Annotated in this window: 20 protein-coding genes and 1 tRNA gene; 11 read left to right on the top strand and 10 right to left on the bottom strand. The window is 69.0% G+C overall.

All coding sequences use genetic code 11. The features are described 5' to 3' along the window. Positions 1-20: 20 nt before the first annotated feature. Positions 21-599, bottom strand: a complete 579-nt coding sequence (locus R2K23_RS09385; protein ID WP_316516219.1) for a TetR/AcrR family transcriptional regulator — start codon at positions 597-599, stop codon at positions 21-23. Then, complete coding sequence (locus tag R2K23_RS09380) at positions 592-2,382, bottom strand: N-acyl-D-amino-acid deacylase family protein (RefSeq protein WP_316516217.1); 1,791 nt, start codon at positions 2,380-2,382, stop codon at positions 592-594. Before R2K23_RS09380 ends, R2K23_RS09385 begins: the two co-directional genes overlap by 8 nt. A gap of 242 nt (positions 2,383-2,624) precedes the next feature. Between R2K23_RS09380 and R2K23_RS09375 the strand changes: the two genes are divergently transcribed. Further along, complete coding sequence (locus tag R2K23_RS09375) at positions 2,625-4,208, top strand: MFS transporter (RefSeq protein WP_316516215.1); 1,584 nt, start codon at positions 2,625-2,627, stop codon at positions 4,206-4,208. 106 nt (positions 4,209-4,314) lie between these two features. Continuing rightward, positions 4,315-4,749, top strand: coding sequence for a cyclic nucleotide-binding domain-containing protein (locus R2K23_RS09370; RefSeq protein ID WP_316516214.1), 435 nt, complete (start codon positions 4,315-4,317; stop codon positions 4,747-4,749). Positions 4,750-4,794: 45 nt separating this feature from the next. On the opposite strand, the gene R2K23_RS09365 is transcribed toward R2K23_RS09370, so the two are convergent. From R2K23_RS09365 to R2K23_RS09350, 4 genes are all read right to left on the bottom strand, one after another. Next, a tRNA-Val gene (locus R2K23_RS09365) sits at positions 4,795-4,869 on the bottom strand. 42 nt (positions 4,870-4,911) lie between these two features. Further along, positions 4,912-5,376: a peroxiredoxin gene (locus R2K23_RS09360; protein ID WP_316516212.1), complete on the bottom strand. Its 465-nt coding sequence runs from the start codon at positions 5,374-5,376 to the stop codon at positions 4,912-4,914. Then, positions 5,376-5,804 carry a DUF3052 domain-containing protein gene (locus R2K23_RS09355; protein ID WP_316516210.1) on the bottom strand — a complete coding sequence of 143 codons (429 nt, stop codon included), beginning with the start codon at positions 5,802-5,804 and terminating at the stop codon, positions 5,376-5,378. The genes R2K23_RS09360 and R2K23_RS09355 overlap by 1 nt, the downstream gene beginning before the upstream one ends. Positions 5,805-5,911: 107 nt before the next feature. Beyond that, positions 5,912-6,439, bottom strand: a complete 528-nt coding sequence (locus tag R2K23_RS09350) for a hypothetical protein (RefSeq protein ID WP_316516208.1) — start codon at positions 6,437-6,439, stop codon at positions 5,912-5,914. Between the two features lie 171 nt (positions 6,440-6,610). Here R2K23_RS09350 and aceE point away from each other — a divergent pair, with 171 nt between their 5' ends. From aceE to R2K23_RS09315, 7 genes are all read left to right on the top strand, one after another. Continuing rightward, on the top strand, positions 6,611-9,400 hold the full coding sequence (gene aceE, locus R2K23_RS09345) for a pyruvate dehydrogenase (acetyl-transferring), homodimeric type (protein ID WP_316516206.1): 2,790 nt from the start codon (positions 6,611-6,613) through the stop codon (positions 9,398-9,400). A 98-nt stretch (positions 9,401-9,498) separates the two neighbouring features. Further along, positions 9,499-10,740, top strand: a complete 1,242-nt coding sequence (locus R2K23_RS09340) for a PucR family transcriptional regulator (protein WP_316516204.1) — start codon at positions 9,499-9,501, stop codon at positions 10,738-10,740. Between the two features lie 157 nt (positions 10,741-10,897). After that, on the top strand, positions 10,898-11,812 hold the full coding sequence (locus R2K23_RS09335; RefSeq protein WP_316516202.1) for an ACP S-malonyltransferase: 915 nt from the start codon (positions 10,898-10,900) through the stop codon (positions 11,810-11,812). Between the two features lie 96 nt (positions 11,813-11,908). Further along, complete coding sequence (gene acpM, locus R2K23_RS09330; protein WP_003884427.1) at positions 11,909-12,205, top strand: meromycolate extension acyl carrier protein AcpM; 297 nt, start codon at positions 11,909-11,911, stop codon at positions 12,203-12,205. Further along, on the top strand, positions 12,202-13,452 hold the full coding sequence (gene kasA, locus R2K23_RS09325; protein ID WP_316516185.1) for a 3-oxoacyl-ACP synthase KasA: 1,251 nt from the start codon (positions 12,202-12,204) through the stop codon (positions 13,450-13,452). The genes acpM and kasA overlap by 4 nt, the downstream gene beginning before the upstream one ends. Positions 13,453-13,484: 32 nt before the next feature. After that, the gene (gene kasB / locus R2K23_RS09320) at positions 13,485-14,735 is read left to right on the top strand and encodes a 3-oxoacyl-ACP synthase KasB (RefSeq protein ID WP_316516184.1); all 1,251 of its coding nucleotides are present in this window, start codon (positions 13,485-13,487) and stop codon (positions 14,733-14,735) included. Positions 14,736-14,760: 25 nt separating this feature from the next. Next, positions 14,761-16,182, top strand: a complete 1,422-nt coding sequence (locus tag R2K23_RS09315) for an acyl-CoA carboxylase subunit beta (RefSeq protein ID WP_316516183.1) — start codon at positions 14,761-14,763, stop codon at positions 16,180-16,182. A 12-nt stretch (positions 16,183-16,194) separates the two neighbouring features. On the opposite strand, the gene map is transcribed toward R2K23_RS09315, so the two are convergent. The 3 genes from map to R2K23_RS09295 form a co-directional block, all read right to left on the bottom strand. Beyond that, positions 16,195-16,959 (bottom strand): type I methionyl aminopeptidase, encoded by a 765-nt coding sequence (gene map, locus R2K23_RS09310; protein WP_316516182.1) that lies wholly within the window; start codon positions 16,957-16,959, stop codon positions 16,195-16,197. Positions 16,960-17,130: 171 nt separating this feature from the next. Beyond that, complete coding sequence (locus tag R2K23_RS09300; RefSeq protein WP_316516181.1) at positions 17,131-18,666, bottom strand: glycerol-3-phosphate dehydrogenase/oxidase; 1,536 nt, start codon at positions 18,664-18,666, stop codon at positions 17,131-17,133. After that, a complete protein-coding gene (locus R2K23_RS09295) occupies positions 18,659-19,240 on the bottom strand; it encodes a TetR/AcrR family transcriptional regulator (protein ID WP_316516180.1) in 582 nt (193 codons plus the stop codon). The genes R2K23_RS09300 and R2K23_RS09295 overlap by 8 nt, the downstream gene beginning before the upstream one ends. A 32-nt stretch (positions 19,241-19,272) precedes the next feature. Here R2K23_RS09295 and R2K23_RS09290 point away from each other — a divergent pair, with 32 nt between their 5' ends. Further along, positions 19,273-20,865, top strand: a complete 1,593-nt coding sequence (locus tag R2K23_RS09290) for an FAD-binding oxidoreductase (protein WP_316517166.1) — start codon at positions 19,273-19,275, stop codon at positions 20,863-20,865. Next, entirely contained in the window at positions 20,862-21,809 is a 948-nt protein-coding gene (locus R2K23_RS09285) for a diacylglycerol kinase (protein ID WP_316516179.1), read from the top strand. The genes R2K23_RS09290 and R2K23_RS09285 overlap by 4 nt, the downstream gene beginning before the upstream one ends. Positions 21,810-21,830: 21 nt before the next feature. On the opposite strand, the gene R2K23_RS09280 is transcribed toward R2K23_RS09285, so the two are convergent. Then, positions 21,831-23,020 (bottom strand): IS3 family transposase gene (locus R2K23_RS09280; protein ID WP_109560046.1). Its coding sequence is split into 2 segments (ribosomal slippage): positions 21,831-22,762 and positions 22,762-23,020, totalling 1,191 coding nucleotides; the frame shifts between segments, so codons are not numbered across the junction. Between the last annotated feature and the right edge of the window lie 133 nt (positions 23,021-23,153).

Here is a 23,153-nt window from a genome sequence, read left to right as displayed (position 1 = left end):
CCGGGCTGACGCTTGAGCGGCTAACGCTTGAGCAGCGCCGCCAGCAACTCGATCTTGCCCTCCTCGAGTTCGGGCTGCCGCAGCACCGGGCGGACCAGCGCCGCGCCGTCGAAGGTGTTGGTCACTATCGTGACGGCGGCCCTGAACTCGTCGTCGCGCAGGTGTTGCAATCCGGTTGCGGTGCGGGCGGTCTCGTAGATGGCGGTGGTGTAGCCGTCGAGTTGCCGGCGCATCGCCCTCCGCAGCTTCTCATCGGTCCGGGCCGCCACCAGCAGTTCGTAGAGCACCGCGTTGGTGTCGCTGGTCGTGATGTCGCGCACCACCGCGAGGACCGCCGGCAGCGACTGGGCCTCGGACAGTTCGGCGACGCGGTCGGCGAACCGCTGCAGCTGGCGGCGCATCACCTCGCTGGCCGTCGCCGCCATGAAGTCGCCCATGGTCGGAAAGTGTCGGAACAGCGCCCCGTCGGAAACGCCGGCGCGCCGGGCGATCACCGCGGCCGACGCCTTCGCGTACCCGACATCGATGATGGTCTCGATGCCGGCGTCGAGCAGTCGGGTGACCGTTTCCTCGCGGCGCTGCTGCTGAGTTCTAGCCATCTGCCGCGGCGGCGTGCGCGAGTTGGTCAGCACCGGCACGCAGATAACGACCCGACTTCATGTGCACACCGTAGCCGTCGGCGAACCGACCGTCGCGGAACACCACGGTGCCGTTGACCGCCGTCGCGACCACCGCGTCGTCGTTGCGGTTCACCATCCGGCTCAGGCCGCCGTAGAACGGCACCGCCTCCTCGTTGTACGCGTCGACGTCGGCGTTGAGGCCCTGTGGGTCGATCACCACGAAGTCGGCCCGGTCCCCCTCGCGCAGCGTGCCCGCGTTCACCCCGAACCAGTCGGCAACCTCGGCGGTGAGCCGGTGCACCGCACGCTCACTGGTCATGAAGGGGCGCCCGGCCAGCTGAGCGTCGCGGACGCGTTTGAGCATCCGCAGCGGATAGTTGTAGAACGCCATGTTGCGCAGATGAGCACCGGCATCCGAGAAACCCATGTGGACCGACGGGTCGTTGGCCAGCCGGTCGAGCGCCTTGGGGCGGTGGTTGGCCACGATGGTCGTCCAGCGCACGTTGCGCTCGCCGTTGTCGACGAGCACGTCGAGGAACGCATCGAGCGGATGGATGCCGCGCTCGTCGGCGATCTGGCCGAAGCTCTTACCGATCAGGGTGGCATCCGGGCATTCGACAATGGTGGCGTCGTGGAAATCGCGGTGCCACAACGTCGGTCCGAGCTTGCGGCGGTCGAACGAGCGGCGGAACCGGCGCCGGTACTCCGGGTCGGCGAGCAGCTTGTTGCGCTCGAGTTGATCGCGCAGGTGCAGCGCCGCGGTGCCGGCCCCGAACTCTTCGAAGACGGGCAGATCGATGCCGTCCGAGTACAACTCGAAGGGCACCGGTAGATGCTGGAACCGCACCTTGGCGCCGAGGATCCTGTTCAACGCGCGGGTACCGATGCCGATCACCCGCGCCGCGCCAGGCGACGACTTGGCGTCGGCGGAGACCAGCAGGCTCATGCGCACACCGGGCCGGCGGCCGAACAGCCCGCTGCTCTCCAGGAAGAAATTCAGGGTCTCTTGGGCCTTGGCGACATTCGGCGCGCTCTGCAGGATGCGACCGCGCTTGCGCAGCACCTTGATGAGCCGGCGGCGCTCGCGCCAGGTGGCGAAGGTCGACGGCAGCGCCCGCGAGCGGAACCGGTCGCCGTCGAGCTTGTCGATCGCGGCGTCCATCCCCGACATGCCCAGCATGCCCGCGTCCAGGGCCTCGTCGAGCTTGCGCGCCATGGTCTCGAGTTCGGCGTCGGTGGGGCGGACACCGCGCGTCGTGGCGCGGTCCAGGCCCAGCACGGAGGCACGCAGATCCGAATGTCCCAGCAGCGAGGCGATGTTGGGGCCCAGCGGCAGCGCGTCGACGGCCGCGACGTACTCGGACGGATTCGACCACGTCTTGTGCGATTCCAGCGCGCCGAGCACGTACTGACGCGGCACCGCTTCGACGCGGCTGAACAGGTCGGCCGCGTCCTCGGCGTCGGCGTAGACCGTCGACAGCGAGCACATCCCCAGCAGCACCGTGGTGACGCCGTGGCGCACGGATTCCCGCAGGCCGGGGTCGAGCAACACCTCGGCGTCGTAGTGGGTATGGACGTCGATGAAGCCGGGCACCACCCACTTGCCGGCGGCATCGATCACATCGGGGCAGTCGGTCTCGTCGAGCGGTGCCGCCGAGACGGCGACCACCTTCCCGCCGCGAATCCCCAGCGTGCGCGGCTGCGGTGGCGCGCCGGTCCCGTCAAACCACATTCCGTTGCGGACGACGACGTCGTAGGGCATGGCAAACCTCCGTGCTCGGGATCACACCACGCTATACCAGTTAGTGAGCACTCACAATCTTTTTCTGGAAATTCCCAGGTTCGAGATTGCGCCCACGGTCGTGATCACGGCGCCCGCACAGCCCTACCCGCAATCTCGGGCACGTCGCCGGACCGGCAAACGAGCCCCGGGGCATGGCGTGTCCGCCCCCTCCCCGTCCCACGTCGATACATTGAGCCGGTGAGGCAATGCGACGGTGGTGCATGACCACGGCTCGAATATCGACGTGGGCGCCGCTGCGGTCTCAGATTTTCCGGGCGCTGTGGATCGCGCAGTTCGTCTCCTACCTGGGCACGTGGATGCAGACGGTGGGCGCGCAGTGGATGCTGGTCGACGATCCGCAGGCCGCGGTGCTGGTGCCGCTGGTGCAGACCGCGACCGCGCTGCCGGTCATGCTGCTGGCCCTGCCGGCGGGGGTGCTGGCCGATCTCGTCGACCGGCGGCGTCTGCTGCTCGCCACCCAGGGCGCGATGGCCGCGGTCGTGGGTCTGCTGGCGGTACTGACCGCCACCGGGTTGACCACCCCCACGGTGCTGTTGCTGCTGCTGTTCGTGATCGGCTGCGGGACCGCACTGGTCGGGCCGGCTTGGCAGGCGATCCAGCCCGATCTCGTTCCCCTCGAACAGATCCCGGCGGCCGCCGCACTGGGCAGCATGAGCCTGAACGCGGCCCGGTCCATCGGGCCGGCGATCGCCGGGGCGCTGGTGTCGCTGTCCGGCCCCACGGTGGTGTTCGCACTCAACGCCGTGTCGTTCGTGGGCATCGTCGCCGTGTTGATCACCTGGCGCCCCGCGACCGCGCCGCGGGACTTTCCCGCCGAGCGCGCGTTGTCCGCCCTCGGCGCCGGCGCACGGTTCATCCGCAGCTCACCGATCGTGCGACGGATCCTGCTGCGAGCCGCGTTGTTCATCGCCCCGGCCAGCGCGCTGTGGAGTCTGCTGCCGGTGATCGCCAGTCGCCAACTCGGCTTGGGCTCGTCGGGTTACGGATTGCTGCTGGGGGCGCTCGGCCTGGGTGCGGTACTCGGTGCCGTCGTGTTGTCCCGGTTGCGTTTCCGGTTCGACGAGAACGCACTGCTGATCGTCGCGGCCGTCGGGTTCGCCGCCGCGACGGTGGTGCTGGCGCTGGTGCCCATCTTCGCCGTGGTGGCGGTGGTGCTGGTGCTGGGCGGTACCGCCTGGCTGCTGTGCCTCGCGACGCTGAATGCGTCGATGCAGCTGAGCCTGCCGGGTTGGGTGCGCGCCCGCGGCCTGTCGGTCTACCTGATGATCTTCATGGGCGGCCAGGCCCTCGGGTCGTTGCTGTGGGGGTTGCTCGCCGGTGCGACGTCGACCGTCACCAGCCTGCTGGTCAGCGCCGCGCTGCTGGGCGGCTGCGCGCTGTCGGCGCTGTGGTGGCCGCTGCACGCCAAGACCGGCAACATCGACCTGACGCCGTCGACGCACTGGCCGGAACCGACGTTGGTCTTCGAGCCCGAACCCCTCGACGGTCCGGTGCTGGTGACCGCGGAGTACCGGGTGCGACCCGAGGACGAGGACGCGTTCCTGGCGGCGATGGCCGTGATGGGCCGGTCCCGCAGACGCACCGGCGCGGCGCGGTGGCGGCTCTACCGCAGCGTGGAGCGTGAGCACACCTTCGTCGAGACGTTCATCGTGCGGTCCTGGGGCGAGCATCTGCACCAGCACCACCGGCGGCTCACCGGGCAGGATCTGGTCATCGAGCAGGCCGTCGAGCGCTGGGTGGCCGGGGCCTCGCACCACCTGATCGCCGTGCGCACGCCGCGGTGACGCGGACCGACACCACCGCACCAAGATCCCGCGATCGGGGTTGTCGGCACCGTTCGCCCTTTATGCTCCCTGTGGACAGGGCACATCCTCGAATCAGGAGCCAGTAATGAACGCTTCGAAGGGGCACGAGATCGACGCCCAGCGGCTGCGGGAGTTCAGCACGTTTGCGAACTTCTCCGACTCGGACCTGCAGCGCCTGCTTCGCGCGGCGCATCGCAACACGAGATCCTCGCCGTGGCCGCTGATTCTCGAGCAGACCCCCTCGGATGCCTGCTTCATCCTGCTCTCCGGGGAGGCCGGGGTGTACGTCGGCCGGACTCAGGTCGCGACGGTGGGACCGGGTGAGGTGATCGGCGAATCCGCGCTGCGGCAGGGCCAACTGCGCAATGCCACGGTGACGACCACCGGGCCGGCCGAGATCCTGCGCATCGACAAGGCCGAACTCACCCGGCTGCTCGACGAGATCCCCGCGCTGCGCGAAGCCGTGGACGCGACCGCCGAGCGGCACTCGCCGGAGTCGGACACCGCCGGCCCGAGCTGACGCGGCCGCCGCGACCGCGCACCGGGGTTGGGCCCCGACGAGTCATGGTGGGCGCGATAGGGATCGAACCTACGACCGCTGGTGTGTAAAACCAGAGCTCTACCGCTGAGCTACACGCCCGTGCCGTGGCAGGCTACCGAAAACTGGACCCGAGAATCCAATTCACGGCTCAGCCAGGGCCGCCAGCGCCGATGCCCAGACCGCCTGGTCGCGCGCCTCGCCGGGTTCCTTGCATTCGGCGAACCGCACGATCCCGGACTTGTCCACCAGGAACGTGCCGCGGTTGGACACCCCCGAGGTCTCGTTGAACACGCCGTACTGCTGCGCGACCTCACCGTGCGGCCAGAAGTCCGAGAGCACCGGAAAGAGGTACCCGCTCTGCAACGCCCAGATCTTGTGGGTGGGCGGCGGGCCGACGGAGATCGCCAGCGTGGCGGTCTCGTCGTTCTCGTATTGCGGCAGGTTGTCCCGGATCTCGTCGAGCTCACCCTGGCAGATCCCGGTGAACGCCAGCGGGAAGAACACCAGCAGGACATTCTTCTTGTCCCGATAGTCCGCCAACGAAACCGGTTGCCAGTTCTGGTCTTTCAGCGTGAAGTCCGGGGCCTTGTCACCGGGGACCAACATCAACTGTGCCGTCCGGCGGCCTTCGACTTCGGTTGCACCAACCGACTGGCGCTCCAGTCACCGAGGTTGGCCGACGAGGTCTGCATGAGTCCGGCGGTGGGCGCCGACTCGGCGATCTCCGCGGGAAGGACATGACCGGGTTTGCCGGTCTTGGGGGTGAGGACCCAGATCACCCCATCGTCAGCCAGGGGCGTGATGGCGTCCATCAACGCGTCCACCAAGTCACCGCCGTCGTCGCGCCACCACAGCAGCACCACGTCGATGACCTCGTCGGCGTCCTCGTCGAGCAGTTCCGAACCGCAGGCTTCTTCGACGTCGGCACGGATGTCGTCGTCCGTGTCCTCGTCCCAGCCCAGTTCCTGCACAACCTGATCTTTTTGGATGCCCAGTTTTTGGGCGTAGTTCGAGGCGCCGTCCGCCGCGACCACCGTTGACCTCCTCAGCACAGCACGTGGATTGATTACCGAATTCCCTAATCGTCGCACAGGCGCGTCGGCCGCTGCTGAGCAACGCTACGGACGGGCCGGAAATGGCGCTATCGGTACGCCGTGTCGCACAGGTTCAACGCGTCGGTACGGGTGGCGTTCACCCGGTCGATCGCGCTGTTGAACTCCGCGGCCGACGGCTCCCCGCCGAGCACCTCACCGGCCGCGCGGGAGGCGTCGACCCAGGCCGTCAGCGCGTCGCGCAGGTCCGCGGGCAGGGTGTCGCTGATTTCCGCCGAAACCCGGCCGGCGCTGCTGTTCAAGGCGTCGCGGGCGGGTGCGACGGCCGCCGCCACGTCGCCGCCGGAGTTCACCGCCGCGACGTAGGCGTTGACCGTCTTGACCGCCTCGGCGCTGCTGGTGCTCAGCGTCTCGCACACCGTGCGGACGGCCTGGGTGGTCAGCGAGGCCTGGCGCTGGGACTCCCGCACACTCGAGGTCACCGCGGCCGCCGACTTCGACGCCGCCACCGAGGTCCGGTAGGCCGGCACGTCGTCGGTGTCCACCGAGGGATCGCCGGTGACGATCGACGTGCAGCCCGCCACGCCGAGCAGCCCGACCGCAGCGAGCCCGGCCACCAGTGGCACCGCACGCCTGTATCCGCTCAGCACAGCCGGTGACGTTACCGGCTGTGTGACGTGCCGTGGCGCAGTGGTGGATACGGGTCCCTCTGCGGTGAACGCCACACAGGGGGCAGGATGGTGAGCGGACGCGGGAAATCCTCGCGTCACCAATCAAGGAGATTTGCGTTGACGACCGAGTTCGCGCGCCAAGACCTGGCCCAAAACTCCGGCACCGCAGGTGAACCCGATCGAGTTCGAGTCATCCGGGAGGGCGTGGCGTCCTACCTGCCCGACATCGACCCCGACGAGACGGGTGAATGGCTGGAATCTTTCGATGACATGTTGTCGCGGTCCGGGCCGGCCCGGGCTCGCTATCTGATGCTGCGCCTACTGGAGCGCGCCGGCGAGCAGCGTGTCTCCATCCCCGCGCTGACCTCGACCGATTACGTCAACACCATCCCCACCGAGTTGGAGCCCTGGTTCCCCGGCGACGAGGACGTGGAGCGGCGCTACCGCGCCTGGATCCGCTGGAACGCCGCGATCATGGTGCACCGCGCCCAGCGTCCCGGCGTCGGCGTCGGCGGCCACATCTCCACCTATGCCTCCTCGGCAGCCCTCTACGAGGTGGGCTTCAACCACTTCTTCCGCGGCAAGTCCCACCCCGGCGGTGGCGACCAGATCTTCATCCAGGGCCACGCCTCCCCCGGCATCTACGCGCGCGCCTTCCTCGAGGGCCGCCTGACCGCCGACCAGCTCGACGGGTTCCGCCAGGAACACAGTCACCCCGGCGGCGGCATCCCGTCCTATCCGCACCCGCGCCTGATGCCGGACTTCTGGCAATTCCCCACGGTGTCGATGGGGTTGGGCCCCATGAACGCCATCTACCAGGCCCGGTTCAACCACTACCTCGAAGACCGCGGCATCAAGGACACCTCCGATCAGCACGTCTGGGCCTTCCTGGGCGACGGCGAGATGGACGAGCCCGAAAGCCGCGGACTGTGCCACGTTGCGGCGCTGGAGGGGCTGGACAACCTGACCTTCGTGATCAACTGCAACCTGCAGCGTCTCGACGGGCCGGTGCGCGGCAACGGCAAGATCATCCAGGAACTGGAGTCGTTCTTCCGCGGCGCCGGCTGGAACGTCATCAAGGTGGTGTGGGGACGCGAGTGGGACGCGCTGCTGCACGCCGACCGCGACGGCGCGCTGGTCAATTTGATGAACAGCACCCCCGACGGCGACTACCAGACCTACAAGGCCAACGACGGCGGCTACGTGCGGGACCATTTCTTCGGTCGCGACCCGCGCACCAAGGCGCTCGTCGAGCACATGACCGATCAGCAGATCTGGAATCTCAAGCGCGGTGGCCACGACTACCGCAAGGTCTATGCGGCCTACCGCGCCGCCCTCGAGCACAAGGGTCAGCCGACGGTGATTCTGGCCAAGACCATCAAGGGTTACACCCTGGGCAAGCACTTCGAGGGCCGCAACGCGACGCACCAGATGAAGAAGCTGGCGCTGCAGGACCTCAAGGATTTCCGCGACACCCAACGCATCCCGATCAGCGACGAGCAACTCGAGCAGGATCCCTTCCTGCCGCCGTACTACCACCCCGGGCCGGAGGCCCCGGAGATCCGCTACCTGCTGGACCGTCGCCGCGCGCTCGGTGGGTTCCTGCCGGAGCGCCGCGTGAAGAGCCGGCCGTTGCCGCTGCCGGGGCGCGACACCTACAAGGTGCTCAAGAAGGGCTCCGGCCAGCAGGAGGTCGCCACCACGATGGCGACCGTGCGGACGTTCAAGGAGTTGTTGCGGGACAAGAACATCGGCCCCCGGCTGGTGCCGATCATCCCCGACGAGGCCCGCACGTTCGGGATGGACTCCTGGTTCCCCAGCCTGAAGATCTACAACCGCAACGGGCAGCTGTACACCTCGGTCGACGCGCAGTTGATGCTGGCCTACAAGGAGAGCGAGATCGGCCAGATCTTGCACGAGGGCATCAACGAGGCGGGGTCGACGGCGTCGTTCACCGCGGTGGGGACGTCGTACTCGACGCACAACGAGCCGATGATCCCGATCTACATCTTCTATTCGATGTTCGGCTTCCAGCGCACCGGCGACGGGTTCTGGGCGGCCGCCGACCAGATGGCGCGCGGGTTCGTGTTGGGTGCCACCGCCGGGCGCACCACCCTGACCGGTGAGGGGCTGCAGCACGCCGACGGGCACTCGCTGTTGCTGGCCGCGTCCAACCCGGCCGTCGTCGCTTACGACCCGGCGTTCGCCTACGAAATCGCTTACATCGTCGAGAGCGGCCTGAGCCGGATGTACGGCGAGAACCCGGAGAACATCTTCTTCTACATGACGATCTACAACGAGCCCTACGTGCAGCCCGCCGAGCCCGACGGGTTCGACCCCGAGGGGCTGCTGCGCGGCATCTACCGCTACCGCGCGGCCACCGAAAAGCGCACCAGCACAGCGCAGATCCTGGCCTCCGGGGTCGCGATGCCGGAGGCGTTGCGCGCGGCCGACCTGCTGGCCGCCGAGTGGGACGTGGCCGCCGACGTGTGGTCGGTGACCAGTTGGGGCGAACTCAACCGCGACGGGGTGGAGTTGCAGAAGCGGCAGCTGCGCCACCCCGGCATCGACGCCGGCGAGGCCTACGTCACCAAGGCGCTCAAGGAGACCCGGGGCCCGGCCGTCGCGGTGTCGGACTGGATGCGCGCGGTGCCCGAGCAGATCCGGCCGTGGGTGCCCAACACCTACGTCACGCTGGGTACCGACGGGTTCGGCTTCTCCGACACCCGGCCGGCCGCGCGTCGCTACTTCAACACCGACGCCGAGTCGGTGGTGGTCGCGGTGCTCGGCGCGTTGGCCCGTGACGGCGAGATCGATCCGTCGGTGGCGGCCGCCGCGGCCGAGCAGTACCAGATCGACGACGTGCTGGCCGCCGGGGTCTCGTTCAAGGACACCGGCAGCGCCTGATGCAACGATTTGGAGCTTCCACCAGAAAACCGGCGTAGATTTTAGGGGTGCCCGACAAACCGTTAGAGCCCTTCGAGCCACGATCGCCGAACGAGCTCATGGCGAACGTGCCCGACTCGCTGCGCCGACGGCTCAAGCAGTACTCCGGCCGGCTGGCGACCGACGCGGCGCAGGCCATGCAGGAGCGGCTGCCGTTCTTCGCCGAACTGGAGGCCTCGCAGCGCGCCAGCGTGCAGTTGGTGCTGCAGACCGCGGTGGTCAACTTCGCGGAGTGGCTGCACGACCCGGACAGCGAGGTCGGCTACACCGCCGAGGCGTTCGCGCTGGTCCCCCAGGAGCTCACCCGGCACATCGCGCTGCGCCAGACGGTGGACATGGTGCGGGTGTCCATGGAGTTCTTCGAGGTGGTGGTGCCGTCGCTGGCCCGCAACGAGGAGCAGCGCATCGCGCTGACGGTCGGGATCCTGCGCTACAGCCGCAACCTGGCGTTCGCGGCGGCGAAGGCCTACGCCGACGCCGCCGAGTCGCGTGGCGCCTGGGACAGCCGGATGGAGGCCAGCGTGGTCGACGCCGTGGTGCGCGGCGAGACCGGGCAGGAGTTGTTGTCCCGGGCCGCGGCGTTGAACTGGGACACCAACGCGCCGGCCACCGTCGTGGTTGGGACCCCGCCGGCCGACCGGGTCGAGCTGGCCAGCCAGGACATCCGGGAGGCCGCGGCGCGGCACGGCCGCGCCGCGCTGACCGATGTGCACGGCACCTGGCTGGTGGCGATCGTGTCGGGGCCGTTGTCCCCCACCGACAAGTTCCTCACCGAGCTGTTGACCGCCTTCTCCGCCGGGCCGGTGGTGGTGGGGCCGACGGCACCGTCGCTCACCGCGGCGTATCACAGTGCCAGCGAGGCGATCTCGGGGATGAACGCGGCCTCCGGCTGGTCGGCCGCGCCGCGGCCGGTGTCGGCGCGCGAGCTGCTGCCCGAGCGGGCCCTCATGGGCGATCAGGCCGCCATCGCCACGCTGCACACCGACGTCATGCGGCCGCTCGCGGACGCGGGCCCGGCGCTGACCGAGACGCTGGACGCGTATCTGGACTCCGGCGGCGCGATCGAAGCTTGCGCACGCAAATTGTTCGTTCATCCAAACACCGTGCGGTACCGCCTCAAGCGCATCGCCGACTTCACGGGCCGCGACCCCACCGCCCCGCGCGACGCCTATGTGCTACGGGTGGCGGCCACCGTGGGCCGGCTCACCGCTCAACCGCAGCTACCGCGAACGTCGGCTAGCTCGGTGAACCATCACACCGCCGTGGCCATGGACGCCTTCGGCGGCGGCCGGTCCCGGTGAGAAATTAGTAACGGGTCGCGGTCCGATCTCGATGACGTCGCATCACGTGCCGTTTTGTAGGCTCTCCACAAAAACATAAGACAAGGTTCATAATGTCTTACACCCCGCAAATGAGCCTTCACAGTGTTCTCTTAATCATGTGCCTGAAACGACACCTGTGATTGCGCTGCTCGCCCCCGGGCAGGGTTCCCAGACTCCGGGGATGCTGACCCCGTGGCTGGAACTCCCGGGCGCCACCGAGCAGCTGGCCGGCTGGTCCGAGATCAGCGGCCTCGACCTGGCTCGACTCGGCACCACCGCGACCGCTGAGGAGATCACCGACACCGCGGTCACCCAGCCGCTGGTGGTCGCGACCACCCTGCTCGCGCACCGGGAACTGACCCGCCGGGGCCTGCTGTCCACCGCGGAACTCGTGGTCGCCGGCCATTCCGTCGGCGAGATCGCCGCCTACGCGATCGCCGGCGTCATCAGCGCCGACGACGCCGTCAAGCTGGCCGCCACCCGCGGTGCCGAGATGGCCAAGGCCTGCAACACCGAGCCGACCGGGATGTCCGCGGTGCTCGGCGGCGACGAGTCCGAGGTGCTCGCCGCGCTGGCCGACCTCGACCTGGTCCCCGCCAACCGCAACGCCGCCGGCCAGATCGTCGCGGCCGGTCGCCTCGAGGCGCTGGCCAAGCTCGCCGAGAACCCGCCGGCCAAGGCCCGGGTGCGCCAACTGGCCACCGCCGGGGCGTTCCACACGCACTTCATGGCCTCGGCCACCGACGGCTACTCGGCCGCCGCGGCCACCGTGGCGAGCTCCGAGGTGAACTCCGGGGTGACCCTGTTGAGCAACGCCGACGGCCAGGCCGTCGCGTCCGCCGACGACGCCATGACCAAGCTCGTCGCTCAGCTCACCAACCCGGTCCGCTGGGACCTGTGCACCCAGACCATGGGCAAACGCGAACTCGCCGCCATCGTCGAGTTCCCGCCGGCCGGAACGCTGGTCGGCATCGCCAAGCGCGAACTTCGGGGCGTCCCGACGCATGCCGTCAAGACCCCCGCGGACCTGGACGGACTGCCTGCACTCTAAAGGCGCGAATTGTCCACTAGCACAACCACATACGCACCAACCCCGTAGCGCATCCGTTCTCGGGACATCAAGAAAAAGAATGAAGGGAGCCACACTGTGGCCGCCAGCCAAGAAGAAATCATCGCCGGTCTCGCCGAGATCATCGAAGAGGTCACGGGTATCGAGCCCTCCGAGGTCACCCCGGAGAAGTCGTTCGTCGACGACCTGGACATCGACTCGCTGTCGATGGTGGAGATCGCGGTGCAGACCGAGGACAAGTACGGCGTGAAGATCCCCGACGAGGACCTCGCGGGCCTGCGCACCGTCGGTGACGTCGTGTCCTACATCCAGAAGCTCGAGGAAGAGAACCCCGAGGCCGCCGCCGCCCTGCGCGAGAAGTTTGGCTCGGAATGACCAGACCTTCCACTGCTAACGGAGGCTTCCCGAACGTCGTGGTGACCGCCATCGAGGCCACCACGGCGCTCGCCGCGGACATCGAGAGCACGTGGAAGGGCCTGCTGGCCGGCGAAAGCGGAATCCGCGTCCTCGAGGACGACTTCGTCACCAAGTGGGACCTGCCGGTGCGCATCGGCGGTCATCTCGTCGACTCGGTCGACGACCACATGACCCGCCTGGACCTGCGACGGATGTCGTATGTCCAGCGGATGTCGAAGCTCGTCGCCGGGCGGCTCTGGGAAAACGCGGGCAAGCCCGAGGTGGACCCGGATCGCTTCAGCGTGGTCATCGGCACCGGTCTGGGTGGCGGCGAGAAGATCGTCGAGACCTACGACCTGATGAACGAGGGCGGCCCCCGCAAGGTGTCGCCGCTGGCCGTTCAGATGATCATGCCGAACGGCGCGGCCGCGGTCGCCGGCCTGGAGCTCGGAGCCCGCGCCGGGGTCATCACCCCGGTGTCGGCCTGTTCTTCCGGCTCGGAGGCCATTGCCCACGCGTGGCGTCAGATCGTCATGGGTGACGCCGACTTCGCCGTCTGCGGCGGCGTGGAAGGCGGCATCGAGGCGCTGCCCATCGCGGCGTTCTCGATGATGCGCGCCATGTCCACCCGCAACGAGGATCCGCAGGCGGCCTCTCGTCCGTTCGACAAGGACCGCGACGGGTTCGTGTTCGGCGAGGCGGGCGCCATGATGATCATCGAAACCGAGGAGCACGCCAAGGCCCGCGGCGCCAAGCCGCTGGCTCGGTTGATGGGTGCCGGCATCACGTCGGACGCCTATCACATGGTTGCGCCGTCACCGGACGGCCTGCGGGCCGGCCGGGCGATGACCCGGGCGATGGAGCTGGCGGGCCTGTCCGCCAAGGACATCGACCATGTCAACGCGCACGGCACCGCCACTCCGATCGGTGACACCGCCGAGGCCAACGCGATCCGGGTCGCCGGATGCGAGCACGCCGCGGTCTACGCGCCGAAGTCGGCGCTGGGTCACTCGATCGGCGCGGTGGGCGCCCTCGAGTCGGTGCTCACGGTGATGGCACTGCGTGACGGGGTCATTCCCCCCACGCTGAACTACGAGACACCGGACCCGGAGATCAATCTCGACGTGGTCGCGGGTGAACCGCGGTACGGCGACTACAAGTACGCCATCAACAACTCCTTCGGGTTCGGCGGGCACAACGTCGCGCTGGCCTTCGGGAAGTACTGAGTCGGGATCACGAAGGGACAAACGCAGGAGCAATGGGAGTTACTACTGGAAACGGTCTCCCGAACGTGGTTGTCACCGGCGTCGCCATGACGACGGCCCTGGCAACCGACGCGGAGGGGACTTGGAAGGCACTCCTTGACGGTCAGAGCGGGATCCGCAAGCTCGAGGATCCGTTCGTCGAGGAGTACGACCTACCGGTGCGTATCGGGGGGCACCTGCTCGAGGATTTCGACGGCGAACTGAACAAAGTCGAACTCCGACGTATGTCCTATCTACAGAAGATGGCCACGGTGCTGGGCCGGCGTGTGTGGGAGCACGCCGGCTCACCCGAGGTCGACACCAATCGGTTGATGGTGTCCATCGGCACCGGCCTGGGTTCGGCCGAGGAACTGGTCTTCGCCTACGACGGCATGCGGGCCAAGGGTCTGCGGGCGGTCTCACCGCTGGTCGTGCAGATGTACATGCCCAACGGCGCGGCCGCCGTCGTCGGCTTGGAGCGTGGCGCCAAAGCCGGTGTGAACACCGCGATCTCGGCGTGTGCTTCCGGTTCGGAGGCGATCGCCAACGCCTGGCGCAACATCGTCTACGGCGAGGCCGACATGGCCATCTGCGGCGGTGTCGAAACCAAGATCGAAGCGGTGCCCATCGCCGGGTTCGCGCAGATGCGCATCGTGTTGTCCAACACCAACGACGACCCGCCGGGCGCCTGCCGGCCGTTCGACAAGGACCGTAACGGCTTCGTGTTCGGCGAGGGCGGCGCGCTGATGGTCATCGAGACCGAGGAGCACGCCAAGGCTCGCGGCGCCAACATCCTGGCCCGCATCATGGGCGCGTCGGTCACCTCCGACGGCTTCCACATGGTGGCCCCGGACCCCAACGGTGCGCGCGCCGGTCACGCGATTTCGCGCGCCGTCGAGCTCGCGGGGCTGCAACCCCAGGACATCGACCACATCAATGCCCACGCCACCGGCACCAATGTCGGCGACGTCGCCGAAGGCAAGGCGATCAACAACGCGATGGGCAGCCACCGACCCGCGGTCTACGCACCGAAGTCGGCATTGGGGCACTCGGTGGGCGCCGTCGGCGCCGTCGAGTCGATCCTCACCGTGCTGGCGCTGCGTGACGGGGTCATCCCGCCCACCCTCAACCTGAAGAATCTCGATCCCGAGATCGATCTCGACGTGGTGGCGGGCGAGCCGCGGACCGGTGACTTCCGGTACGCGGTGAACAACTCATTCGGATTCGGCGGGCACAACGTCGCACTCGCCTTCGGCAAGTACTAGAGCCAGTTTCGGCTTAGGAGATTAGATGACGACCATGGCCCCCGACGCGGTAAACGAGTCGCTGGATCCGCGCGATCCGCTGCTGCGGCTCTCCACCTTCTTCGACGACGGCAGCGTGGAGCTGCTGCACGAACGGGACCGCTCGGGGGTGCTGGCGGCCGCCGGCACCGTCAACGGCGTGCGGACGATCGCGTTCTGCACCGACGGCACCGTGATGGGCGGGGCGATGGGTGTCGAGGGTTGCCGCCACATCGTCAACGCCTACGACGTCGCGATCGCCGAGCAGAGCCCGATCGTCGGCATCTGGCACTCCGGCGGCGCGCGGCTGGCCGAGGGCGTCAAGGCCCTGCACGCGGTGGGCCTGGTCTTCGAGGCGATGATCCGCGCCTCCGGCTACATTCCGCAGATCTCCGTCGTGGTCGGCTTCGCCGCCGGTGGCGCGGCCTACGGCCCGGCGCTGACCGACGTCATCGTGATGGCCCCGGACAGCAAGGTTTTCGTCACCGGTCCCGACGTGGTCCGCAGCGTCACCGGCGAGGACGTCGACATGGTGTCGCTCGGCGGTCCCGAGGCGCACCACAAGAAGTCCGGCGTGTGCCACATCGTCGCCGACGACGAGCTCGACGCCTATGAGCGCGGGCGCCGGTTGGTCGGATTGTTCTGCCAGCAGGGGCATTTCGATCGCAGCAAGGCCGAGGCCGGCGACACCGACCTCAAGGCGCTGCTGCCGGAGTCGGCCCGCCGCGCCTACGACGTGCACCCGCTGATCAACGCCCTGCTCGACGAGGATGTGCCGTTCGAGGAGTTCCAGTCCAAGTGGGCCCCGTCGATCGTGGTGGGTCTGGGCCGGTTGGCCGGCCGCTCGGTCGGCGTGATCGCCAACAACCCGCTGCGCCTCGGTGGCTGCCTGAACTCCGAAAGCGCCGAGAAGTCGGCACGTTTCGTCCGGCTGTGCGACGCGTTCGGCATCCCGCTGGTGGTCGTCGTGGACGTGCCGGGCTACCTGCCCGGCGTGGACCAGGAGTGGGGCGGCGTGGTGCGGCGCGGCGCGAAGCTGCTGCACGCGTTCGGTGAGTCCTCGGTCCCCCGCGTCACGTTGGTCACCCGAAAGATCTACGGCGGCGCCTACATCGCGATGAACTCGCGGTCGCTCAACGCCACCAAGGTGTTCGCCTGGCCGGACGCCGAGGTCGCCGTGATGGGCGCCAAGGCCGCCGTCGGCATCCTGCACAAGAAGAAGCTGGCCGCCGCTGCCGATCACGAGCGGGACGCGCTGCACGAGGAGCTGGCCATCGAGCACGAGCGGATTGCCGGCGGGGTGGACAGCGCCATCGAGATCGGTGTCGTCGACGCCAAGATCGACCCGACGCAGACCCGCAGCGTGCTGACCCAGGCGCTGGCCGAGGCGCCGGCGCGGCGCGGCCGGCACAAGAACATCCCGCTGTGAGGTAGCCGCTCGCTAGAGCGTCGTCAATATCCGCGGGCCATCCTCGGTGATGGCGATCGTGTGTTCGTAGTGCGCGCCGTGCGAGCCGTCGGCCATCCGCAGCGTCCAGCCGTCCGGATCGAAGACGATCTTCTCCGTCGTCGCCGACCACCACGGCTCCAGCGCCAGCGTCATCCCCGGCCGCAGTCGTAGGCCGCGGCCGCGCTTGCCGCGGTTGGGCACGTGCGGGTCCTCGTGCATGGTCCGGCCCAGCCCGTGTCCGCCGAAGTCCATGTTCACCCGGTAGCCGTGGCGGCGGGCGACCCCGCCGATGGCCGCCGAGATGTCCTCGAGGTGTCCGCCGGGCACGGCCGCGGCGATGCCGGCCGCGAGCGCTTCCCGGGTCGACTCGATGAGTTTGGCGTCGGCCGCCGAGCCGGTGCCCACCGACAGCGACACCGCGGCGTCGGCCACCCACCCGTCGATCGACACCGCGAAGTCCATGCTCAGCAGGTCGCCGTCGCGCAGCACGTAGTCGAACGGAAGGCCGTGTAGCACAGCGTCGTTGACCGACAGGCAGATGACGTTGCGGAACGGCCCGCTGCCGAAGGACGGGGCGTAGTCCCAGTAGCAGGACACCGCGCCGCGCCGCTCGATGAGCTTGCGGGCGTGCTGCTCCAGGTCCAGCAGGTTGACACCGGGTGCGGCGTGTTCCGACAACGCCGTCAGCGTCTCGGCCACGAAGCGGCCGGTGACGGCCATCTTGTCGATCTCCTTGGGGGACTTCAGTTCGATCACGCGCGCCCTTCCGTCTCGGTATTTATATACCGCAAAATCGAGGTCGGCCGGATGCCCAGTCCGGGGTTCGGGACCGTCGTCGGTCTCTGCTCGGCGCTGAGCATCGACGTCCAGACAGCCGTCGACGTCTGGAGGGGTGTCCACGACGCGCAACCGGCGCGCTGACCCGCCTCAGGTCCCCACGAACTCTTCGGCGGCCGCAACGGCGCGTTCGCGATCGACCGCCACCAGACCGATCCGGGTGCGGCGGTCCAGCACGTCACCGACGTCGAGGGCGCCCTCATGGGTGACGGCGTACTCGAATTCCGCGCGGGTCACGTCGATCCCCTCGGCCACCGGCTCCGCGGGGCGCTCGCACGTCGCCGACGCGATCACCTTCGCCGCCTCGGCTCCGTAACGGGCCACCAGCGACGACGGCAGCGCGGTCGGCAGCGACGCGATGCGCGCCCCCGGGTTCGCGGGCGCGCCCAGCAGCGGCAGGTTCCGCGTGCGGCACGGCCCGGCAGCCAGCCCGCGCACGGCCACGGTGTGGTCCAGGACGTCCTCGGCCATGTGCCGGTACTCGGTGAGCTTGCCGCCGACGATGCTGATCGCGCCCGAGGGCGCATCGATGACGGCGTGGTTACGGGAGATGTCGGCGGTCTTTCCCGCCCCCGTGTCGATCAGCGGCCGCAGCCCGGCGAAACTCCCGAGCACATCCGCGCGGGACACCTTGCTGCCCAGGGCCGTGTTGACGGTGTCGAGCAGGAAGTCGATCTCGTCGTCTGTCGGCTGGGGTTCGTCGGGAATCGGACCGGGCGCGTCTTCATCGGTGAGGCCGAGATAGACGCGGCCGAGTTGTTCGGGCATCGCGAAGACGAACCGGTTCAGCTCGCCGGGAATCGGGATGGTCAGTGCGGCAACGAGATTGCCGAACGCGGCGGCGTCGAACACCAGGTGGGTACCGCGACTGGGCCGCAGCTGCAGCGACGGGTCCAGCTCGCCGGCCCAAACCCCGGTCGCGTTGATCACCGCGCGGGCGGTGAGGTCCAACGATTCCCCGGTCAGGGTGTCGGTGAGCCGGGCCGAGGTGCCGGTGAGGTCGCTGGCGGCCACCCGGGTGAGGATGCGGGCGTCGTGCTGGGCGGCGGTGCGCGCGACCGCGACCACCAGCCGCGCGTCGTCGATCAGTTGTCCGTCGTAGGCCAGCAGTCCCCCGTCGAGCCCGTCGCGCAACACCGTCGGCGCCAGCTCGACGGCACGCTGGGCATCGACGCGCCGCGACCGCGGCAGGGTCGAGGCGGAGGTCCCGGCCAGCCGGCGCAGCGCGTCACCGGCAAGGAATCCCGTGCGCACCAGCGCGCGTTGAGCGCGTCCCATACTCGGCAGCAACGGCACCAGCTGCGGCATCGCGCGCACCAGGTGAGGGGCGTTGCGCGACATCAGGATTCCGCGCTCGGCCGCGCTGCGACGAGCGATGCCGACGTTGCCGGTGGCAAGGTAGCGCAGCCCGCCATGGATCAGCTTGGAGCTCCACCGGCTGGTGCCGAAGGCCAGGTCGTGCCGTTCGACGAGGACCACGTCGAGGCCGCGGGTGGCCGCGTCGAGCGCGATCCCCGCTCCGGTGATACCACCGCCGACGACCAGCAGGTCGGGCACCATGCCGTCGGCCAGTTCGGCCAACTCGGTCCGGCGCCGGTGCGCGCTCAGCGCGCTGGAGCTAGCCATTGCTCAGGTATCCGTTCAGTACGTGGGCGAGCTCGACGGCCAGCGCGTCGGCGGTCAGGATCGGTTCGACGATCTGCGCTGATTGGATCGTCGACTGGGTGATCAGCAGGACCATGGTGGCCAGCTGGCGCGGATCCCCGGCGCGCACGCTGCCGCCGGACTGCGCGGTCTTCAGGTCGGCGGCCAGCACGTCGATCAGCCACTGCTGGCTGGTGCCGAGCCGCTCGGTGATGTAGATCATCGCGAACTCGGGCGCCGAATGCATGACGGCCATCAGCAGGTCGTCGCGGCCGAGGCGCTGACCGACCTCGACGATCCGGGCCACGATCGCGGCCCGGTCGGTGCCGGTCCGGGGCACTTCGGCGGCCACCTCGGTGATCCGGCGGGTGAGCAGGGCCGCCAGGATCGCCTGGGTGTCGGGCCAGCGGCGATAGACCGTCGGCCGGCTGACGCGGGCGCGCCGCGCGATCTCGGCCAGCGTCACCCGGTCGATGCCGAAATCGCGCACACAGCTGGCCGCCGCGGCCAGGATGCGGTCCGCGACGTCCGGACGATCATTACTGTTTGACAGCATCTGTAATACTGTAACGCATGAGTCTGCCGCCGATGAAATGGAATGCCTGGGGTGACCCGGCCGCGGCCAAGCCGCTGTCCGACGGGATCCGCGCGCTGCTGGCCCAGGCGCTCGGCGTCACGGCGACCACGCGCCCCGAACTCCAACTCGACGAGGTCCGGGTCCGGCCGTCCAGCCTGACCGAACCCGACCGCGCGGCGCTGGCCGACATCGTCGGAACGGCCCACTGCAGCGTCGAGGACCGGGCCCGTCTGTTGCGGGCCGGCGGCAAGTCCACGCTGGACCTGCTGCGCCGCACCGACCCGGGCGAGCAGGACGCCCCGGACGCGGTGCTCGCCCCCGGCAGCGAGGACGAGATCACCGAGATCCTGCGGTACTGCTCCGAGCACGGCATCGCCGTCGTCCCGTTCGGCGGCGGCACCAGCGTGGTCGGCGGCCTGGATCCCATCCGCGGCCCGTTCTCGGCCGCAATCACCTTGGACCTGAGGCGGTTCGACGCGCTGCTGGATCTCGACGAGGTCTCCGGCGAGGCCGGATTGGGGGCCGGGGTCACCGGCCCCCGGGCCGAGGCGCTGCTCGGCGAGCGCGGCTTCTCGCTCGGTCACTTCCCGCAGAGTTTCCAGTTCGCCACCATCGGCGGGTTCGCCGCCACCCGCTCCTCCGGTCAGGACTCGGCCGGCTATGGCCGGTTCGACGACATGATCCGCGGACTGACCGCCGTCACCCCGGCCGGGGTGCTGGACCTGGGTCGCGCGCCCGCGTCGGCGGCCGGACCGGACCTGCGCCAACTGATCGTCGGCTCCGAGGGCGTGTTCGGCATCATCACCCGGGTGCGGGTGCGGGTGCACCCGGTGCCGGCCACCACCCGCTATGAGGCGTGGTCGTTTCCGGACTTCGCCACCGGCGCCGCCGCGCTGCGCGCGGTGGTGCAGACCGGCACCGGCCCCACTGTCATCCGGCTCTCCGACGAGGCCGAGACCGGCGTGAACCTGGCCACCACCGACCACATCGGCGAGCAGCAGATCACCGGCGGCTGCCTGGCGATCACACTGTTCGAGGGCACGGCCGAGCACACCGAGAGCCGGCACGCCGAGACGCGCGCGCTGCTGACCGCCCATGGCGCGACGTCCCTGGGCGAGGCGCCCGCGCGGGCCTGGGAGCAGGGCCGATTCTCCGCGCCGTATCTGCGCGACGCGCTGCTGGCCGCCGGGGCGTTGTGCGAGACCCTGGAGACGGCGACCAGCTGGTCGAACCTCGAGACCCTCAAGGCCGCCGTGACCACCGCGCTGACCGGAGCGCTCGCCGAATCCGGCACGGGGGCGCTGGTGATGTGCCACATTTCCCATGTGTATCCGACGGGTGCCTCGCTGTACTTCACAGTCGTCGCCGGGCAGCGCGGCGCCACCGCCGCCGAGGTGATGGCGCAGTGGGCCGCCGCGAAAACGGCGGCCTCCGAGGCCATCATGCGCACCGGCGGCACCATCACCCACCACCACGCCGTCGGCGCCGACCACCGGCCATGGATGACCGACGAGGTCGGCGCGCTCGGGGTCGAGATCCTGCGCGCGGTGAAGGCGTCGCTGGATCCCGCCGGAATCCTCAACCCGGGCAAGCTGATTCCGTGACCGCCGCCATCTCCCGGGTGACGGTGCTGACCAATCCGGCATCCGGGCATGGCAACTCGCCGCACGCGGCGCAACGGGCGATCACCCGACTGCAACAGCGCGGCGTCGACGTGACCGCCGTCGTCGGCCGCGACGCCGAACACGCCCGACAGCTGATGCGTGAGCAGCTCGACCTCGGCACCGACGCGCTCGTGGTGGTCGGTGGCGACGGTGCGATCGCGCTGGCGCTCCAGGAGCTGGCCGGCCACGACATCCCGCTGGGCATCGTCCCGGCCGGCACCGGCAACGACCACGCCCGCGAATACCGGATCCCCACCGGCGATCCGGAGGCCGCCGCCGACGTCGTCGCCGACGGCCACGTGAGGACGGTCGACCTCGGGCTCATCGAGGGCACCGACGGCACCCGCAAGTGGTTCGGCACCGTCGCGGCAACGGGTTTCGATTCCCTGGTCAGTGACCGCGCCAACCGGATGCGGTGGCCGCACGGCCGGATGCGCTACAACCTGGCGATGCTCGCCGAGCTGTCGCGGCTGCGGCTGCTGCCGTTCCGGCTGTCGTTCGACGGCGCCGCCCCGATCGACACCGAGCTGACCATGGCCGCGATCGGCAACACCCGCAGCTACGGCGGCGGCATGCTGATCTGCCCCGGCGCGGACCCCACCGACGGCCTGCTCGACGTCACGATGATCAGCTCGGCCTCACGCACCCGACTCGTCCGGCTGTTCCCCACCGTGTTCAAGGGCACCCACGTCGACCTCGACACCGTCAGCACCCGGCGCGCCCGCAGCGTGGCGGTCGAGTGCCCGGGGATCAACGCCTACGCCGACGGCGACTACGCCTGTCCCCTGCCGGCGGAGATCACCGCGGTCCCCGCCGCCCTCCCCCTCTTGCACCCCGCTTTCGCCCAAACCCCCGAACGGGCCACAAAGTCCGAGTGGGCTTGACCCCATTGGGTGGACACTCGGTCAGGCGGCTTGTGCCGTCTGAGTGATCCGGTTCTCGTACTCGACCGGGGTGATCATCCCGATCGAAGAGTGGCGCCGTCGGCGGTTGTAGACCCGTTCGATCCAGTCGCCGACGGCGAGCTTAGCGGCTGCTTTGGTGGGCCACAAGTAGCGGTCGTAGAACTCGACTTTCATTGTGGCCCAGAATGATTCCTGCTGAGCATTATCCCAACACACCCCGGTGCGGCCCACCGAGCGGGCCAGATCATGCTTGCGGGCGAACCGTGCCAACTGCGCACTGGTGTACTGACATCCGCGGTCAGCATGGAACACCACCTGCGCGGCCAACTCGCCGCGCATGGCCACCGCCATCGCCACCGCGTCCTCGACCAGGTCGGTATGCAGGTGCTCATCGATGGCCCAGCCGATCACCCGCCGGCTGCAGCCGTCACGCACGGCGCACAGGTACAACCAGCCCTCACCGGTGCGCAGATAGGTGATGTCGCTGGTCCACACCCCATCCAGACGGCCTGTATCGAATCGACGTTTGACCAGGTCAGGGATCGGCGGCGCGTCCAGATCCACCACGGTGGTTACCGGGGCGAACGTACGTGGGCTGATCCCGGCCAGACCCTGACGGCGCAGCGAGGCAGCCACCGTCTTGCGTGACACGGTCTCGCCGGCATCGCGCAGGTCGGCCAGGATGCGCGGCGCCCCATAGACCCCATCGGAGGCCTCATGCAAGGCCGCGACCTTGACATCCAACTCGGCACGACGCCGCGCCGCCGGCGACGGTCCCGCGGCCTGGGACTTGCGCCATTTGTAAAACCCCGACCGCGACACGTCCAGCAGCTCGCACATCCGGGTGATCGCGTAATTGGCCTTCTCCGCCTCGATCAGACCGTAGGCCTCTACTGGTTCTGTTCGGAGGCAAAGAAGGCCGCGGCTTTTTTCAAAAACTGCCGGTCCAAACGCAATTCAGCGTTCTCCTTGCGCAGCCGCTCCAACTCGGCACGCTCATCAGAATCAAGCACCGCACCATTATCGCCTGCGCCAGCGGCCTCGCGGGCCACCCGCACCCAGCGCCCCAGCAACTGCTCACCCACACCGATCTCCGCGGCCACATGCGCGATCGGCCGGCCCGTCTCGATCACCAAGCGGGCCGCCTGCTCCCGAAACTCCGGGGTGTACTTCTTCCGCTTGCCCGACATACGGACATCCTTCCCGTGGGACCAGCAGTCCCACCAGTCAGGTGTCCACCATCAGGGGTCAACCCCACCGAGTAGTTTGCGGCAGTTCGTCGGTCTCGGCGGTAACGAAATCTGTGGGCAAACCTATGCACCT

The organism is Mycolicibacterium sp. MU0050, assembly GCF_963378085.1.
GTDB lineage: Bacteria > Actinomycetota > Actinomycetes > Mycobacteriales > Mycobacteriaceae > Mycobacterium > Mycobacterium wendilense.
This window is presented reverse-complemented; position numbering and strand designations above follow the sequence as displayed.

Excerpts from the sequence above, each read along its gene's own strand:
- R2K23_RS09300 (WP_316516181.1), bottom strand. The coding sequence starts at position 18,666 with ATGGCTAGCTCCAGCGCGCTGAGCGCGCACCGGCGCCGGACCGAGTTG.
- kasA (WP_316516185.1), top strand. The coding sequence starts at position 12,202 with ATGACCAGACCTTCCACTGCTAACGGAGGCTTCCCGAACGTCGTGGTG.
- R2K23_RS09380 (WP_316516217.1), bottom strand. The coding sequence starts at position 2,382 with ATGCCCTACGACGTCGTCGTCCGCAACGGAATGTGGTTTGACGGGACC.
- R2K23_RS09375 (WP_316516215.1), top strand. The coding sequence starts at position 2,625 with ATGACCACGGCTCGAATATCGACGTGGGCGCCGCTGCGGTCTCAGATT.
- R2K23_RS09360 (WP_316516212.1), bottom strand. The coding sequence starts at position 5,376 with ATGTTGGTCCCCGGTGACAAGGCCCCGGACTTCACGCTGAAAGACCAG.
- R2K23_RS09340 (WP_316516204.1), top strand. The coding sequence starts at position 9,499 with ATGGCGAACGTGCCCGACTCGCTGCGCCGACGGCTCAAGCAGTACTCC.
- kasB (WP_316516184.1), top strand. The coding sequence starts at position 13,485 with ATGGGAGTTACTACTGGAAACGGTCTCCCGAACGTGGTTGTCACCGGC.
- R2K23_RS09385 (WP_316516219.1), bottom strand. The coding sequence starts at position 599 with ATGGCTAGAACTCAGCAGCAGCGCCGCGAGGAAACGGTCACCCGACTG.
- R2K23_RS09290 (WP_316517166.1), top strand. The coding sequence starts at position 19,273 with ATGAAATGGAATGCCTGGGGTGACCCGGCCGCGGCCAAGCCGCTGTCC.
- R2K23_RS09295 (WP_316516180.1), bottom strand. The coding sequence starts at position 19,240 with ATGCTGTCAAACAGTAATGATCGTCCGGACGTCGCGGACCGCATCCTG.
- R2K23_RS09370 (WP_316516214.1), top strand. The coding sequence starts at position 4,315 with ATGAACGCTTCGAAGGGGCACGAGATCGACGCCCAGCGGCTGCGGGAG.
- R2K23_RS09315 (WP_316516183.1), top strand. The coding sequence starts at position 14,761 with ATGACGACCATGGCCCCCGACGCGGTAAACGAGTCGCTGGATCCGCGC.